Origin of the sequence: Cognatishimia sp. (assembly GCF_964229375.1) — a bacterium.
Taxonomy (GTDB): Bacteria; Pseudomonadota; Alphaproteobacteria; order Rhodobacterales; family Rhodobacteraceae; genus Cognatishimia.
This window is the reverse complement of the sequence record NZ_CAXREH010000063.1, coordinates 1-15,995: the sequence shown is the minus strand read 5'-3', so window position 1 is coordinate 15,995 and position 15,995 is coordinate 1. Positions and strand designations below refer to the sequence as shown.

Below are 15,995 nucleotides of genomic sequence, written 5' to 3'. Positions count from 1 at the left end.
AGGGGTGGGTGCAAAGCGCCCGCCCCATGGGGGTCGGGTCGCGCGCTGCCCATGCAAAGCATGGGCTTTAGCTGTCCATCTTCAGCGCAGAAAGAAACGCTTCCTGCGGGATATCCACTTTGCCGAACTGACGCATCTTTTTCTTACCGGCCTTCTGCTTCTCCAGCAGTTTCTTCTTCCGGGTCGCGTCGCCGCCATAGCATTTCGCCGTCACGTCTTTGCGCAGCGCAGATAGGGTCTCGCGCGCGATGACTTTGCCGCCGATGGCCGCCTGGATCGGGATTTTAAACATGTGGCGCGGGATCAGATCCTTAAGCTTTTCACACATTGCCCTACCCCGCGCCTCGGCGCGGTCGCGGTGGACCATGGTGGAAAGCGCATCCACTGGCTCGTCATTCACCAGCACCGACATCTTCACAAGGTTGTCCTCGCGATAGCCAGTCATTTGATAGTCAAAGGACGCATAGCCCTTGGTCACCGATTTCAGACGGTCATAGAAGTCAAAGACCACCTCGTTCAGTGGCAGATCATAGACCACCATCGCGCGGCTGCCCGCATAGGTGAGATCCTCTTGGATGCCGCGACGGTCCTGACACAGCTTCAGCACGTCGCCGAGATAGTCATCGGGCACAAGGATCGTCGCCTTGATGCGTGGCTCTTCGAGGTGATCAACCTTGGACATGTCGGGCATGTCGGCGGGGTTGTGCATCTCGATCATCTCGCCGTCTTTCATATAGACGTGATAGATCACCGAGGGCGCGGTGGTGATAAGCTCGATGTTGTATTCGCGCTCGATCCGGTCGCGGACCACTTCGAGGTGCAACAGGCCAAGGAAGCCGCAGCGGAAGCCAAAGCCCAATGCGGCCGAGGTTTCCATTTCGTAAGAGAACGACGCGTCGTTCAGAGCGAGCTTGTCGATCGCGTCGCGCAGATCTTCGAATTCAGCAGAGTCGACCGGGAACAGGCCACAGAACACCACCGGCTGTGCAGGCTTAAAGCCATCCAGGGGTGTTTCCACGCCGCCCCTGTCGTTGGTGATCGTGTCGCCAACGCGGGTGTCGCGCACCTGTTTGATCGACGCGGTCAGAAAGCCCAGCTCGCCCGGCCCCAGCTGATCGACTTGTTCCATCTCGGGACGGAATACGCCGACGCGGTCCACGTGGTGCAGCGTGTTGTTGGACATAAACTTGACGCGCTGACCTTTTTTCAAGGTGCCGTCGATGATGCGCACCAGAACGATCACGCCCAGATAAGCGTCATACCAACTGTCCACCAGCATGGCTTTCAGCGGTGCGGTCTCGTCGCCCTCGCTGGGCGCAGGCAAGCGGGTGACGACGGCCTCAAGGACGTCTTCGATACCAAGCCCAGTTTTCGCGGAAATCAGGCAGGCGTCGGTGGCGTCGATGCCGATCACATCTTCGATCTGCTCTGCCACGCGCTCTGGCTCTGCGGCTGGCAGGTCAACTTTGTTGAGAACCGGCACAATTTCGTGGTCGGCTTCAATCGCTGTATAGACGTTCGCGAGGGTCTGCGCCTCGACCCCTTGAGAGGCGTCCACAACCAGCAAAGAGCCTTCAACCGCGCGCATCGAGCGGCTGACTTCATAGGCGAAATCCACGTGGCCGGGGGTGTCGATCAGGTTCAGGACATAGTCCTCACCGTCGTTGGCCTTATAGTCGATCCGAACCGTGTTGGCCTTGATCGTAATGCCCCGTTCGCGCTCGATATCCATCGAGTCCAACAGCTGTTCTTTCATGTCCCGATCCGCCACCGTATTGGTGGATTGGATCAGTCGGTCAGCCAGTGTGGATTTCCCGTGGTCGATGTGAGCAACAATAGAGAAATTGCGGATTTTCGAGAGCTTTGTCATGGCAAGGCATATGTCCCCAAATTGCGCCTTGGTCAATGGGGACCGACGATCCAGCGCGCTCAATTCTTAACGGCAGGTATACGCTTGCGCAATTTAACGTTCGGTCACTACCATAGGTTGAGGAATTGAATTGACATATGCAGAATTGGCGATCAACACTTGTGGACAGTGCGAGTGACTTTTTTATGAGTATTTTAAAAAATAAAGAAAGAGGCAACCATGTATAGACGTGTAATTTACCTCTGCAGTACCCACGATCACATGGCCGACGCGGACGTGCAAAAGCTGTATGATGTTGCATCAGAGAATGCAGCACGGGACGACCTTACCGGCCTGACGGCATATCATCGCAAATCCATGATTCACATTCGTGAGGGCGATGCGCAATTGGTGTCCAATTCAATTGTACGCGCAGAGTCCCAAGGGTGGCATTACAATTTGTCCATCGTTCAAGACGACATGTTTGAAGATCGCCTGTTTGACGATTGGAATCTCAGCTTTGTGCCAAGTTCCGCAGACGCCCTGATTGGGCGCCCGCGCCTGTTTGACCTGACGACGCTGGGCGAGCAGCCGACCATGGCGCGCGCGAAACAAGACCCTATGTTCTCGACCTTTTTCGAGGCCTTTGCCGCCGATATCGAAGACGTCAGCCTGCATTCCGCCTTTGACGGCCCAAGCTTTACGCCTCAGGTGCAATCGCAGCCAGAGTTTCTGGACGCTATTGCCGCAGGCGCAGGGCGGCAAGCGTAGAGGCGAGCGCCATCAGGGCGGCCGTGAACAGACAGAGCGTCAAGCCACCGACCTGATAGCTGACACCAGACAGCAAGGTTCCCAAGAGCCGGCCTGCGGCGTTTGACATATAGTAAAAGCCCACGTCCATCGTGACGCGTTCTTCACTGGTGAACGCCAGAATAAGATAGCTGTGCACCGAGCTGTTGATCGCAAAGACAAACCCGAACAGCAGCAGGCCGGCCACCACAATGGCCGTCAGGCCCGGTGCGTTGACCCAAACCGCCGCAGACAGCGCGAGCGGGATCAGGGTCAGCATCCCAACCCACAGGATCGCGGATCGCACAACTTCGGCGGTGTCTTTGTTCTTTGCCCGCAGGATCTGCGGCGCAAAGCCCTGAACCAGGCCATATAAAATGATCCAAAGCGCCAGAACCGTACCGATCATGAAAAATGCCGCACGATTTCCGTCATGGGTGCCGTCGGACAGAACCGAATAAAAATAGATCGGAATGCCAACGACGAACCACACATCTCGCGCGCCAAACAGGAACATTCGCGCTAGGCTCAGCCGATTGATGTTAGGATCGCTGGAAAAGACCTGACTGAACTTGGCCGACCTTTTCCCTTCGGGCAGACCAGAGGGCATAAAGATCATTGTGCCAATCAGAATAAGGGTCAGCACCGCAGCCATTGCCCAGACCGCTGTCTGAAACCCTGCGATGGCCAAAAGGCCCGCGCCCAATAGGAACCCAAAGCCTTTGACGGCGTTTTTGGACCCGGTCAGAATGGCGACCCAGCGAAACAGACCGCCGCCCTCTTTCGGGGCCAGCACCTTGACCGCCGACTTTGCGGACATTTTGGACAGGTCTTTCGCGACGCCCGACAAACCCTGCACAGACATTACAAAGACCACCGAGGCAGCGACGCTCCAGGCGGGATCAAGCTGCGAGAGTGCAACGAGTGCTGCGACCTGAATGGCAAGCCCCACATAAAGCGTGATCGTCAGCCCAAACCGCGCTGCGATCCATCCGGCCGACAGGTTGGTCACAATTCCCATGAATTCATACAGCAGGAACAGATAGGCCAGCTGCACGGGCGAGAAGCCCAGCGTGTGAAAGTGCAACAGCACCAACATCCTGAGCGCACCGTCCGTGAGCATAAAGGCCCAATAGGCCGCGGTAACAGTGATATAGGCGGCAAGCCCGTTCGTCTGCGTCATCTTTGCCTCCTCCATCCCACAGCCCTTAGCGGGCTGCGGCAATGGGTTTTCATGACGTGCCAGGCCCTTAGAGGCTGGCTGCAACCATCTTTGTGATATCCGCAAGGCGACAGACGTAGCCCCATTCATTGTCATACCAAGCATAGATTTTCACCCGACGCTTGTTGACCACCATGGTAGAGGGCGCATCGACAATTGTAGAGCGGTCGTCATCGGTGAAATCACAGCTGACAAGCGGACGATCTTCATAGCCCAGGATGCCCCGCAGCGCCCCCTGATCTGCGGCTTTCATCGCTGCGTTGACCTCTTCGACTGTGACGTCGCGCGGCACGTCAATCACGATGTCCGTCAGCGACGCGTTCAGCAAAGGTACGCGCACCGCATGGCCGTTGATGCGTCCTTCCAGCTCGGGATAGATCTGAATGATCGCTTTGGCGGACCCTGTGGTGGTCGGGATCAAAGAATTCAGCGCAGAACGCGCGCGACGTGGATCTTTGTGCGGTTTGTCGACGATGGTCTGCGTGTTGGTCACATCATGGATCGTGGTGAACGAGGCCTGCTCGATCCCAAAGTTCTCCAGCATGACTTTGACTACTGGCGCAATGCAGTTTGTCGTGCAGCTTGCCGCCGTCACGATACGCTGGTCCTGATAGATATCGTGGTTCACGCCATAAACGATATTGGCGGCCTCATCGATTTTTACCGGCGCAGAGATGACCGTTTTTTTGACGCCCGCATCAAAATAGGGCTGCAGCGTGTCCGAGGTTTTGAACTTGCCAGAGCACTCCACAACCAGATCAACACCCGCCAGCGGCAGATCGGCCGGTGCTTTTTCCCGGTGAAACGGAATTTTGTGACCGCGCACCGTGATGCTGTCATCATCAAAGCTGACATCGCCGTCCCAGCGTCCATGCACGGTATCAAACTCGATCAGCAACGCGTGCGTCGAAATCTCTCCGAACGGATCGTTGATAAAGTCGATCTGGGTACCCAGACCCATGTCAAACAGGCGGCGCAGCACCAGCTTGCCCATGCGCCCCAATCCGTTGATTGCGATTTTTGTCATGATTTTAGACCCTTAGAATAGGATTACTTTGGAAACCAACCGCGCGTGCGATTGGCAAAAGCCACAAGAGACAGCATGACCGGCACTTCCACCAGCACGCCCACAACAGTTGCCAAAGCCGCGCCCGACCCCAGACCAAACAGGCTGATCGCGACGGCGACGGCCAGCTCAAAGAAATTGGATGTGCCGATTAGGGCGCACGGGGCCGCCACGTTGAACGGAACCTTCCAGGCACGCGCTGCGCCATAGGCGACGAAAAATATGCCATAGCTTTGGATCAGCAAAGGCACAGCGATCAGCACAATGACCAGCGGCCGGTCCAGGATCACCTGCCCTTGGAAGCCAAACAGCAACACAACAGTGAACAGCAACCCCACGACCGAGGCCGGACGACATGTCTCTTTAAAGGCATCAACCGCGGCCTCTCCGCCCTTTTGCATCAGACGATTGCGCGTGATCAGACCCGCGACCAGCGGCAGCGCGACGTAAAGGATGACCGACAGGATCAGCGTTTCCCAAGGCACGGTGATGTCGCTGACGCCCAGAAGAAAGGCGACGATCGGCGCAAAGGCAAACACCATCACCACGTCATTCACGCTGACCTGCACAAGGGTATATGTCGCATCACCTCGGGTCAGGTTGGACCAGACAAAAACCATTGCCGTACAGGGCGCTGCGCCCAACAGGATCACGCCCGCAAGATAGGCCTGCGCGTCCTCTGGTGAAATCATCCCGGCAAAGACGACCTCGAAAAACAAGACCCCCAAGGCAGCCATGGTAAACGGCTTGATCAGCCAATTCACAATAAGCGTGATTACCAGCCCCTTAGGACGTTCGCCAATCTGCTTGAGCGCACCAAAGTCGACGCCCACCATCATCGGATAGACCATTGCCCAGATCAAAACCGCAACCGGCAGGTTCACCGAGGCGACCTCAAGCGCGGCCAGCGTTGCAAACAGGCCCGGAACAAGGCTGCCCAGCACCAGGCCCGCCACAATGGCCAAGGCCACCCAAAGCGACAAAAGGCGCTCGAACGTTCCAAGGCCAGCGGCCACCTGATCAGGTAAATGAGAGTCTGTCATGTGATGTTTTCTTTCGTTGCACCTTGCGGCGCGCAGGTCTGTGTAAGGCTGTCAATCAGGGGCGCGCACAGGTCAGGCTGGCCACCGCAGCAATCCTGCAGCAGATAGGCCAACAGCCCCTTCAACCCCTCCATATTGGCGACATAGCGAATGCCACGCCCCTCGCGTTGGTTGCTGATCAGACCAGCTCGCAGCAAAACAGCAAGGTTCGAAGACATCGTGTTTTGCCGCGCCCCCAAAGCATCGGCTATTTCGCCAGCCAACATGCCCGCCTGCCCCGCCTGCACAAGCAGACGAAATGCATCCAGCCGGGCTTCCTGACTGAGCGCTGCGAAGGCGGTGAGAGAGTCGGTCTTATCCATACATCAAGAAGTATCGATATATTTCACCGCGATCCACACAGTTCTATGAAGTTTTTATGAAAAAGGTGGGATGTGTCGGCCTCAGGTCCACAGGCGAACCAAATCGCTCTTACCCAAAGACGTTCAGCGGGCGATCTTCGAGCATGGCTTCCATCGAAAACAGTCCCGTCACCGTGTCCAGCTCGATGCCTGTTGTGATCCGCCGATAAACGGCATCATAGCCCGACATGCCGCGCGTGACGACCTTGAGCATATAATCCCAGTCGCCACCAATGCGGTGAAGCTCCTGAACCTCAGGGATCAGCGCCACATGTTTGCGGAATCCCTCTGCCCACTCGACCGAATGGTTTCTCGTTCGGACCATGACAAACACTGTCAGATCCAGCCCCAGCTGCGCCGCGTTCAGACGCGTCCGGGCGCCCTGTATGAAACCTGCCTCGTCCAGACGTTTTAACCGTCGCCATAGCGCATTCTGAGAAAGCCCAACCCGGTCGGCGATATCACGCTGCGATAAAGCAGCGTCCACCTGGATCACATTCAGTATGCGGCGATCAATTTCGTCTGTTTTTTCCATTTTCTCTATCAAGTGACACAAGATTGGCAGCTTGTCCAGTAAATTTGATAACATTTTCTCAAATTTTTCAGACTAAAATTGGACTAATGAGGAAATTCTTCGATCAAGTGAGTGAAAAAATGAAAAAACTTGAGATGTTTGAACACCAACTGCGCAGCGCGCCAGCCCCCGTCAATTCCATTGCGCAGGGCGAAATCGGCAAAGGGATCCACATCGAAACCCCCTTTGGCCGCAAACCTCTGATCTATGCGGATTACGTCGCCTCTGGTCGTGCGCTGCAGCAGGTCGAAGACTTCATTTTGCAGAACGTCCTGCCCTACTACGCAAACTCGCACACCGAACAGAGTCATTGTGGCGCGGCCATGACGCAGATGCGCGAAGAGGCGCGTGCTGTCATTGCAGACAAATGCGGGTCAAATCCCACAGAACACGCGGTGATCTTTGGCGGATCAGGCGCGACAACCGGTTTGAATCAGCTGGTTCACCTGTTTGACGTCAAATCAAAACCGAGCGTGGTTCTGGTTGGCCCCTATGAACACCACTCAAACCTGCTGCCATGGCGTGAGAGCGGCGCGACTGTGATCGAAATCAACGAGGCCCCCGATGGCGGCGTTGACCTCGCCGATCTGCAAGCCACGCTGCGCAACATTCCGCGCGATGTGCAGATCATAGGGGCTTTTTCAGCCGCTTCTAACGTGACTGGTGTGTGCACAGACCCTACCCCGGTGACGCAGGCCATAAAAGAGGCCGGCGGCAAGGTGGTCTGGGATTACGCCGGCGGCGGCCCCTATCTGCCGATGTCTATGGCGCCGGGTGGCGTGGCGATCGACGCGATGGTGTGCAGCCCTCACAAGTTTCTGGGCGGCCCCGGCGGATCAGGCGTGTTGATCGTGCGGCGCGATGCGGTACAGACGCAAAGCCCCTCGCGGCCCGGCGGTGGCACGGTGGTCTTTGTGAATGAAACCACCCACGACTATGTCGCGCGGCTGGAGCAACGCGAGGAAGGCGGCACACCAAATGTGATCGGCGACATCCGCGCAGCACTGGCGATGATCGTCAAGGACGTGGTCGGCAACGACGCAATTGCGCAGCGCAATCAAGAGTTGAGCGAAAGGGTTTTTCAAGCCTGGTCGAACGTGCCCGGACTGCACCTTTTGGCGCCAGAAAACCAAACCCGCCTGCCGATCTTTTCCTTCGTTCCGACGGATGCAGAGGGCGTTCGGTTTGACTACAAGGATTTCACACGTGCGCTGTCAGATCACTACGGGATTCAGGCCCGTGGCGGCTGTTCCTGTGCGGGCCCTTATGTGCATCGGCTGCTGTCCATTTCTGATGAAACATCAGCCGAGCTGCGCGCGGATCTGCTGGCGGGTGACGACAAAGACAAGCCTGGATTTGTACGCCTGAACTTCAGCTACATGATGGATGAAGAGACCGTGACGTACGTTTTAGAGGCAATTCCCGCGCTGATTTCCGCCTATCGCGCGAAAAACACGGTTGCAGCCGCCTAAGACGCTGTTAATAAGCTGGGGGAAAGTGATGAAAACAACTTTCACTATCCCCTCTACCTTCTTGAAAAAGATACAAGAATAGACTTATCCACCTGTGGATTAATTCTTGTCTATCCTTGCTCTATTATACAAATGTACAATTTCAGTTTCTCCGCAATTCACAAGTAGCCGCCCCACACCGCGCGCTGTATAAACTTGTGGAGAACGTTTCCACCTGCGAACTAATATCTTTTCCAACCACCTCTTAAGCTATTATAAATAAAGCAGAAAATACACCTTCACCCCACCAAATCACTGTGCATAACTTTACTAAAAGTCGCGCATGCCATGGCCGAAAAATTCTTTTCCGATTCTCCGCAACTCCATAAATTGTTCGAAAAATGAAACTATCAAGGATAATCACTCGATGGTGTTGGAATTTTCTGCGCTATAAGTGAAAACTTGACGCTGTAAACCAACCCCGCTGATGGTCCCTGTGATCGCGCTGATGGTATCTGAACGCACCAGTCACGGCGCGAAAATCGGGCGCATTTCGCGAAACCCGCCGCCAATACGCGCACGATGAACACAACGAACCGCGCCACGTGAGACCACCTCAACGGGGCCAGTGCACAAGTCTCGTTCATTCAGGCACATATCCAGGCATTGGCAGCCGCACAGCCCAGCCCTAGGTGTTGGTTTGAAAGGAGAGTGATCATGTCGCTTAGACCTACTTTAGAAACCCGTCAGGCCGTCCCCACAATGGAGGGCGCTGGCGTTCACCTGCACCGCGCGTTTGGCTTTCAGGATCCGTCCGAGCTGGACCCGTTTCTGCTGTTTGACGATTTCAGAAACGAGCGCCCCGAAGACTTTCAACGCGGCTTTCCGTGGCACCCGCATAGGGGGATTGAGACCATCACCTATGTGCTGTCAGGAACCGTCGATCACGCCGACAGTCTGGGCAATTCCGGCAGCCTCGGCGCGGGAGACATCCAATGGATGACCGCAGGGTCCGGGATCCTGCATCAGGAAATGCCGCACGGGAATGCCAATGGGCAAATGCATGGTTTTCAGCTTTGGGCGAACCTGCCTTCTGATCTGAAAATGACCGCGCCGCGCTATCAGGACGTCGAGTCAAAAGAGATCCCCGAGATTTTTGAGGACGACGGCACGCGTGTCAAAGTCATTGTCGGGTCGTTTTGGGGCAAGACGGGTCCGGTGGACGGCATTGCCGCTGACCCTCAGTATCTGGACATCTATGTGCCGCCCGGGGTGAAAAAGACCTTCCCGGTTGATACCTACCGTCGGGCCTTTGCCTATGTCTTTGAAGGCGCAGGTGCATTTTCGGATGCGAGCGCCCCAACGGGTGTTCTGCTGGAAAAAGAGGTCGCGGGCCAAGAGGTAAACATCCGCGACCTCTCTGGTAATCGCACTTTGATCCGGTTTGGCACCGGGGATGAGGTCACTGTTCAGGCCGGTGAGGAAGGCATCCGCTTTTTGCTGATTTCAGGAGCGCCAATTCAGGAACCCGTCGCCTGGCATGGCCCGATTGTCATGAACACGCAGGAAGAGCTGCAAAAAGCCTTCACCGAACTGCGCAACGGCACGTTTATTCAGCCAGCGCATTGAGCCCGACGTAAGGGCGGCCAGATCAGGTCGCCCTACTCTGCCAGCCCCACCGAATTGCGGACCATTCCCCAGTAAAGATCTTCGACCTCGCTGAAACTCAGCCGCCCGTCATCGCGGAACCACGTATTCAGCCCGGTCAACATGGCGATAATACCCATGGTTGCCACTTTCGTGTCGGGTATGGAAAACACGCCTTCGCGGACACCAGCCTTCAGGATCTCTTCCAAAGTCGCCTCATACTGCCGCCGCAGCGCCTCGACACCCTCGAACTGCTCAGGGCTCAGATTGCGCAGCTCCATCTAGGCGATAAAGACCGCATCAGGGCGCTCTTTGTGAAACCGGATGTGAAACCGCGCAAACGCCTCAAGCTGCTGCCCGGCGGCAGAGGGCTGCGCCGCGTCCTCCCAAGCCGCCAGAAGTTCGGTCAGGTGCGACGTCATCAGACCTGCCAAAAGTGTTTGTTTGTCAGGGGTATAGTTATAAAGCGCCCCCACCTGCACACCAACTTCGGTCGCGATCTGACGCATGGACACAGCGGCATAGCCATGCAGCGCAAACAGCCTTTGCGCGGCCTCTTGAATTTTCGGTCCGGTGATTTTGGCATGAGAGCCAGAGGTGCGCGCCAAGGGATGCCCTAACAGGAATTGAACAGTTGTTCTTATATTTAGCCAGACAAAGGAAGGCTGTCAAAACCGTTAGCCGATTGCAGCTGTGAAAGGAACAGGGTAGAGGATGCGAGAAATACACCGTCACAGGAGCCAGTTATGACCACCCCTTTGCGCCTTGGAATTGCAGGGCTTGGCACGGTTGGCGTCGGCGTCGTCAAGATCATCCGCCAGAAAGCAAACCTTCTGGCGCAAAGAACAGGTCGCCCCATTGTCATCACCGCAGTGTCTGCGCGGTCCAAAGACAAGGATCGTGGCGTAAGCCTTGATCAATACGCATGGGAAACCGACCCCGTTGCGCTGGCAAAACGTGACGATGTGGATGTGTTCATCGAACTTATCGGCGGCGACGAAGGTCCGGCCAAGGACGCAATCGAGGCAGCCATTGCGGCTGGCAAGGATGTCGTCACTGCGAACAAAGCCTTGCTGGCGCATCACGGTCAGGCCATCGCGGCAAGCGCCGAGGACAAAGGCTGTGTGGTGCGCTACGAAGCGGCCGTTGCAGGTGGCATTCCGGTGATCAAAGCGCTGACCGAAGGGCTTGCGGGCAACGATGTCTCGCGCGTCATGGGCGTGATGAACGGCACATGTAACTACATCCTGACGCGTATGCAGGACGCGGGCCTGCCCTATAACGAAGTTTTCGCCGAAGCAGACGCGCTTGGATATCTTGAGGCCGACCCGAACCTTGATGTCGGTGGCATTGATGCCGGTCACAAACTTGCGCTCTTGGCGTCCATCGCCTTTGGAACGCAGGTGAGCTTTGACAAAATGGAGCTGGAAGGCATCCAGCGCATCGCAATCGAAGACATCAACCTTGCCGCTGAAATGGGTTTCAAAATCAAGCTTCTCGGCGTCGCGCAACTGACAGGTCGTGGCCTTGAACAGCGCATGACCCCTTGCCTTGTGCCCGAAGACAGCCCACTGGGGCAGCTGAAGGGCGGCACTAATATGGTCGTGATCGAAGGCGACGCGGTCGAGCAAATTGTGCTGCGCGGTCCGGGAGCGGGCGAAGGCCCCACCGCCAGCGCGGTTGTAGGCGACATCTGCGATGTGGCGCGGGGCGTGCGTTATCCGACGTTTGGGGTACCTGCGGCAGAGCTGACCAAGGCGACTCCTGCGCACTCTAATTCTCCGGCACCATATTATCTGCGCATGTCACTGCTGGACCGCCCCGGCGCGCTGGCAAAAATCGCAACCGCATTGGGCGAAACCGGTGTATCGATTGACCGGATGCGCCAGCGTCATCACGACGGCAGTGCGGCACCGGTGTTGATTGTGACACATAAAACCCAGCGCTCTGCGGTCAACGACGCCATTGCTTTGATGCAAGACAGTGGCGTGTTGGCGTCTGATCCCGTGGCGCTGCGCATCGAAACCGTTTGAGTTAAACCCTTTCTTGTCTTGGGATTGATACACCCTTAAACCAGACCCCAGACCATCAACGAGGACGCCTTATGAGCACCCAGCCAGAATTTCACGATCGTTTGCTTTCCCTGGGCTTGGCCCGTGTTGCTGAACAGGCGGCCATTGCGTCGGCATCTCTGGTCGGCCGTGGCGATGAAAAGGCCGCAGATCAGGCCGCTGTCAACGCCATGCGCGAACAGCTTAACCTGCTGGACATCGCCGGTGTTGTCGTGATCGGCGAAGGCGAACGAGACGAAGCGCCCATGCTGTTCATTGGCGAAGAAGTTGGTACCGGAAACGGCCCGGGCGTGGACATCGCGCTGGACCCGCTTGAAGGCACGACCCTTACCGCAAAAGACATGCCAAACGCGCTGACCGTGATTGCAATGGGGCCACGCGGCTCGATGCTGCACGCGCCTGATGTCTACATGGAAAAACTGGCGATCGGGCCAGGCTATCCAGAGGGTGTTGTCACGCTGGATATGTCCCCTGCCGAGCGTGTGACCGCTCTGGCCGCGGCCAAAGGCTGTCAGCCCAAGGACATCACCGTCTGTATTCTGGAACGCCCGCGTCACGAAGCGATGATCGACGAAGTCCGCTCGACCGGCGCATCGATCCGCCTGATCACCGACGGCGACGTTGCCGGCGTTATGCACTGTGCCGAAGCCTCTACCACGGGTATCGACATGTATATGGGCGAAGGTGGCGCACCTGAAGGTGTGCTCGCAGCCGCGGCCCTGAAATGCATGGGGGGCCAGATCTATGGCCGCCTTCTGTTCCGCAACGACGACGAACGTGGCCGCGCCCATAAAGCGGGCATCACCGATTTGGATCGCATCTATGCCCGCGACGAGATGGTCACCGCCGATGTGATCTTTGCCGCAACCGGCGTGACCGGTGGATCCCTGCTGCCGCGCATCAAACGCGAACCCGGCTGGCTGGAAACCACCACTTTGCTGATGCGTTCCAAGTCCGGCTCTGTGCGGCGCATGACCTATCGCTCGCCTGTCGAGTAAACATGAGCACCGCGCTGCTTTTGATTGATATCCAGATGGGGTTTCAGAACCCCGTCTGGGGCGCGCGCAACAATCCGGCCGCAGAAGACAATGCCGCAGATTTGCTGGCCGCTTGGCGCACACAAGACTGGCCGGTATGCCACGTCAGACATGTCAGCGTCGAGCCCAACAGCCCGCTTGGCCCCGACACCGGCGGTACCGAGTTTATGGCGCAGGTTGCGCCCACGTCGGACGAGCCCATCTTTGAGAAATCGGTGAATTCAGCCTTCATCGGGACAAGTCTTGAGTCGCATCTTCGCCAGCTCTCTGTAACCGATTTGGTGGTCTGCGGCCTGACCACGCCGCATTGCGTGTCCACATCCTCGCGCATGGCGGCAAATCTTGGATTTCAGGTCACCTTGGCCCACGACGCCTGCGCAGCCTTTGAGGCCAACGCAAACGCCGGCTGGTCTGACACCGCACCGCAGATGACCGCGCAGCAGATCCACGACTCAGCGGTCAGCCACTTGCATGGCGAATTCGTCACCGCGCGCAGAACGGCGCAGATTCTGGCAGATCTTTCATGACGGCCTTTCTGGGTGTCGAGAGCTCTCTGACGGGCCGCCATTGGGTCGGCCCAAGCATAGACATCGACCGCGCCGCCGAAGCGCTCGAGCAGGCAACGACCCTGCCCCGCCCTGTCTGCCAGCTGCTGGCGCGGCGTGGTGTGGGGGCGCAAGAGGCCGAGAGCTTCTTGTCGCCTGCCCTGCGCGACTTGCTGCCCGATCCTCGCAGCCTGAAAGACATGGAACGCGCCGCGACGCGGTTTCTGGCCGGTGCCAAAGCAGGCGAGAAAATAGCTGTCTTTGCCGACTATGACGTCGATGGCGGCACGTCGGCTGCGCTGCTGGTGACGTGGCTGCGTGCAATGGGGCGGGACGCGACACTTTATGTGCCCGATCGCATCGACGAGGGCTATGGCCCAAACGAAGAGGCCATGGCGCAACTTGCCGCCGCGCATGATCTGATTGTCTGTGTTGACTGCGGAACCCTGTCACATGGCCCGATCGCCGCGGCCAAGGCTGCCGATGTTGTCGTGTTGGATCACCACCTTGGCGGTGAAACGCTGCCTGACTGCCACGCTGTGGTAAACCCGAATCGGCAGGACGAAACCGGAGACCTCGCCCATCTGTGCGCCGCGGCAGTGGTGTTTCTGATGCTGGTTGAGGTCAATCGCCAGCTTCGCGAAAGCGGCACGGCGGGGCCAGACCTTATGTCGATGCTCGATCTGGTCGCGCTGGCCACTGTCGCCGATGTCGCGCCTTTGATTGGGGTTAATCGTGCATTGGTGCGTCAGGGCCTGAAAGTCATGGCGCGTCGCGACCGGCCGGGCCTTGTCGCCCTGTCAGACATCAGCCGCATGGACACCGCGCCCAACAGCTATCATCTAGGATTTCTGCTGGGCCCTCGCGTCAACGCAGGCGGGCGCATCGGGCAAGCGGATCTGGGTGCACGGTTGTTGTCGACCCAAGACATGCACGAGGCCAAAGCGCTTGCCGAGCGCCTGGACCAGTTAAACACCGAGCGGCGCGATATCGAAGCCTCGGTTCGCGCAGCGGCGATGGATCAGGCCGAAGAACGCGGCTTAGACGCCCCCCTGGTTTGGGCGGCTGGCGAGAACTGGCATCCCGGCGTTGTCGGCATCGTGGCCTCGCGTCTGAAAGAAGCCACCAACCGTCCTGCGATTGTCATCGGGTTTGATGAAGAGGGCATCGGCAAAGGCTCTGGACGTTCGGTCAGCGGCATCGATCTGGGCGCCTCGATCCAGCGTCTGGCCGCCGAAGGTTTGTTGATGAAGGGCGGCGGACACAAAATGGCGGCAGGCCTGACTGTTGCCCGCGATAAACTAGAGCCCGCAATGGCGCGGCTGTCTGAATTGCTGGCCCAACAAGGCGCAGACCGGATCGGCCCCTCGGACCTGAAGCTTGATGGCATGTTGATGCCCGGCGCGGCCTCTATTGATCTTGTCACCCAGCTTGAGACCGCCGGCCCCTTTGGAGCCTCGGCCCCGGCGCCGCGATTTGCCTTTCCCGACGTGGAAATCCGCTTTGCCAAACGGATCGGTGACAGCCATCTGAAAATCACCTTCTCTGACGGGCTGAACGCCCGCCTTGAAGCGATTTGTTTTGGCGCCTTTGACACCGCTCTGGGGCCTGCGCTGGAAAACCACAAAGGCGCACGGTTTCATCTGGCCGGACGGCTGGACATCAACACCTGGGGTGGTCGCCAGACCGTGCAGTTGCGCCTGGAAGACGCGGCCCCTGCGTCCTAGGCCCCATGTGGATGCCTCCGGCGGGGATATTTTGGGCAAGAGAAAAACACGTATTCTTCGTGCCTTGTGTACCCAGTGAAACTGAGCGGGAATGACGGGTCGATTTTGCGCATGCGGCGGTGGTTTAAAATCGGCGCAATATTTGTCTTTGAGCGTAACTTTCCGCTTGCGCGACCAAGAGGCTTTGCATAAATACCGCCTACGCTTCGGCACGGCCCGTTCGTCTATCGGTTAGGACGCCAGGTTTTCAACCTGGAAAGAGGGGTTCGATTCCCCTACGGGCTGCCAGCTGAAGCATGTGATCGCGACGCAGACGTCGCATGTGGCCCGTTCGTCTATCGGTTAGGACGCCAGGTTTTCAACCTGGAAAGAGGGGTTCGATTCCCCTACGGGCTGCCACATCAATCTTGCTCTTCCACGCGAAACTGACGTCCAAGCCGCCCCGAGCCGATCTCTGTGTCGCCGACCCAGATCGATTTGAGACTTGAGGGGCCAACGCGAAACGCGCCTTGGGCGATCTGGTCCAGAACCTGTTGGTCAATTTCGCTGAGGTATTGATCGAAAAAGAAAAC

The 15,995-nt window shown here is 57.5% G+C and carries 13 protein-coding genes, 2 tRNA genes and 1 pseudogene; 9 read left to right on the top strand and 7 right to left on the bottom strand.

Going from position 1 to position 15,995, the window contains the following annotated elements; all coding sequences use genetic code 11:
* Positions 1–67: 67 nt before the first annotated feature.
* Positions 68–1,870, bottom strand: a complete 1,803-nt coding sequence (lepA, locus tag ACEQWH_RS04960; protein ID WP_370228606.1) for a translation elongation factor 4 — start codon at positions 1,868–1,870, stop codon at positions 68–70.
* A 219-nt stretch (positions 1,871–2,089) separates the two neighbouring features.
* On the opposite strand from lepA, the gene ACEQWH_RS04955 reads away from it, so the two are divergent.
* Complete coding sequence (locus ACEQWH_RS04955) at positions 2,090–2,620, top strand: BLUF domain-containing protein (protein ID WP_370228605.1); 531 nt, start codon at positions 2,090–2,092, stop codon at positions 2,618–2,620.
* On the opposite strand, the gene arsJ is transcribed toward ACEQWH_RS04955, so the two are convergent.
* The 5 genes from arsJ to ACEQWH_RS04930 all read right to left on the bottom strand — a co-directional run bounded on the left by arsJ (position 2,589) and on the right by ACEQWH_RS04930 (position 6,905).
* Positions 2,589–3,821, bottom strand: a complete 1,233-nt coding sequence (gene arsJ, locus ACEQWH_RS04950; protein ID WP_370228604.1) for an organoarsenical effux MFS transporter ArsJ — start codon at positions 3,819–3,821, stop codon at positions 2,589–2,591. The genes ACEQWH_RS04955 and arsJ overlap by 32 nt on opposite strands.
* Before the next feature lie 67 nt (positions 3,822–3,888).
* On the bottom strand, positions 3,889–4,887 hold the full coding sequence (locus tag ACEQWH_RS04945) for an ArsJ-associated glyceraldehyde-3-phosphate dehydrogenase (RefSeq protein WP_370228603.1): 999 nt from the start codon (positions 4,885–4,887) through the stop codon (positions 3,889–3,891).
* A 23-nt stretch (positions 4,888–4,910) separates the two neighbouring features.
* Positions 4,911–5,969, bottom strand: a complete 1,059-nt coding sequence (arsB, locus tag ACEQWH_RS04940) for an ACR3 family arsenite efflux transporter (protein ID WP_370228602.1) — start codon at positions 5,967–5,969, stop codon at positions 4,911–4,913.
* On the bottom strand, positions 5,966–6,331 hold the full coding sequence (locus ACEQWH_RS04935; RefSeq protein ID WP_370228601.1) for an ArsR/SmtB family transcription factor: 366 nt from the start codon (positions 6,329–6,331) through the stop codon (positions 5,966–5,968). Before ACEQWH_RS04935 ends, arsB begins: the two co-directional genes overlap by 4 nt.
* Before the next feature lie 109 nt (positions 6,332–6,440).
* On the bottom strand, positions 6,441–6,905 hold the full coding sequence (locus ACEQWH_RS04930) for an Lrp/AsnC family transcriptional regulator (RefSeq protein ID WP_370228600.1): 465 nt from the start codon (positions 6,903–6,905) through the stop codon (positions 6,441–6,443).
* Positions 6,906–7,024: 119 nt separating this feature from the next.
* On the opposite strand from ACEQWH_RS04930, the gene ACEQWH_RS04925 reads away from it, so the two are divergent.
* A complete protein-coding gene (locus tag ACEQWH_RS04925; RefSeq protein WP_370228599.1) occupies positions 7,025–8,416 on the top strand; it encodes an aminotransferase class V-fold PLP-dependent enzyme in 1,392 nt (463 codons plus the stop codon).
* Positions 8,417–9,112: 696 nt separating this feature from the next.
* A complete protein-coding gene (locus ACEQWH_RS04920; RefSeq protein WP_370228598.1) occupies positions 9,113–10,024 on the top strand; it encodes a pirin family protein in 912 nt (303 codons plus the stop codon).
* Positions 10,025–10,056: 32 nt separating this feature from the next.
* Here ACEQWH_RS04920 and ACEQWH_RS04915 read toward each other — a convergent pair.
* Positions 10,057–10,650 (bottom strand): annotated as a pseudogene (locus tag ACEQWH_RS04915) (TetR/AcrR family transcriptional regulator).
* A gap of 138 nt (positions 10,651–10,788) precedes the next feature.
* Here ACEQWH_RS04915 and ACEQWH_RS04910 point away from each other — a divergent pair.
* From ACEQWH_RS04910 to ACEQWH_RS04885, 6 genes are all read left to right on the top strand, one after another.
* Positions 10,789–12,075: a homoserine dehydrogenase gene (locus ACEQWH_RS04910; protein WP_370228597.1), complete on the top strand. Its 1,287-nt coding sequence runs from the start codon at positions 10,789–10,791 to the stop codon at positions 12,073–12,075.
* Positions 12,076–12,146: 71 nt separating this feature from the next.
* A complete protein-coding gene (gene glpX / locus ACEQWH_RS04905) occupies positions 12,147–13,112 on the top strand; it encodes a class II fructose-bisphosphatase (RefSeq protein ID WP_370228596.1) in 966 nt (321 codons plus the stop codon).
* Between the two features lie 2 nt (positions 13,113–13,114).
* Entirely contained in the window at positions 13,115–13,678 is a 564-nt protein-coding gene (locus tag ACEQWH_RS04900) for a cysteine hydrolase family protein (protein ID WP_370228595.1), read from the top strand.
* Positions 13,675–15,423 (top strand): single-stranded-DNA-specific exonuclease RecJ, encoded by a 1,749-nt coding sequence (recJ, locus tag ACEQWH_RS04895; RefSeq protein ID WP_370228594.1) that lies wholly within the window; start codon positions 13,675–13,677, stop codon positions 15,421–15,423. The genes ACEQWH_RS04900 and recJ overlap by 4 nt, the downstream gene beginning before the upstream one ends.
* A 213-nt stretch (positions 15,424–15,636) precedes the next feature.
* Positions 15,637–15,711, top strand: a tRNA-Glu gene (locus ACEQWH_RS04890).
* Positions 15,712–15,747: 36 nt separating this feature from the next.
* Positions 15,748–15,822 (top strand) — tRNA-Glu (locus tag ACEQWH_RS04885).
* The last annotated feature ends 173 nt before the right edge of the window (positions 15,823–15,995 follow it).